The 622-nt window shown below is 45.3% G+C and carries 1 tRNA gene and 1 pseudogene (1 of these 2 running past the window's edge); both read right to left on the bottom strand.

Going from position 1 to position 622, the window contains the following annotated elements:
• Positions 1 to 469, bottom strand: a pseudogene (locus tag ACX5KA_RS19585) (acyl-CoA thioesterase); the annotation flags it as partial.
• Positions 470 to 601: 132 nt separating this feature from the next.
• A tRNA-Arg gene (locus tag ACX5KA_RS19580) sits at positions 602 to 622 on the bottom strand; it runs 56 nt beyond the window's last position.

The raw sequence follows: 622 nt of genomic DNA, 5'->3' as shown, positions 1-622 counted from the left end.
TACGAACATTTTAACTCTCGCTGAGTGGGTGATTATCTGTGCGGATTGGTATAAATCCAGCTGCATATGCCGTTCATCCTTGGGAACGTAAGCAGACACATTGACCGGGTTACCCTCGCAGTCCACCGCCATAAAAGTATAATACAGCGATTTGCGACTGACGTAGTATTTTCCGTGGCGTCGCCCGATTTAACCACAACATAGATATGCATACTTGAAGCACCAGTGTGTACCAAGGATGCGGTTATTTCTACGAGTTGACCTACCTTTATTGGCTTTATAAAGCGAATACCGTTCGCTGAAACTGTAACGCAATAGCATTTCGACCACTGTGCGGCACAAGCATAAGCGGCTTGGTCAATCCATTTCATTAAGCTGTTATAGAAAGCATGCCCCCGTGTAAATTGCCACCAAAGTTCACATCGGTGGGCTCTGCTAAAAATCGGAAAGTGGTGGTTGGATGTGCCATAGCGTACCTCGCGCTTTACTGCTGTTAGACACATTAAGCTTAGCTCAAAATTCAAACAGCGCGCATAGACGATAGTGGAGTAAAGAAAAGTAGAAATGAAAAAGCCCACCTAAAAAGGTGGGCTTTTCAATATGGCGCGTGTGGAAGGATTCG

The sequence above is a fragment of the Alteromonas alvinellae genome, from assembly GCF_902705805.1.
The sequence above is the reverse complement of the archived record's forward strand: the minus strand, read 5'-3'. Positions and strand labels throughout refer to the sequence as shown.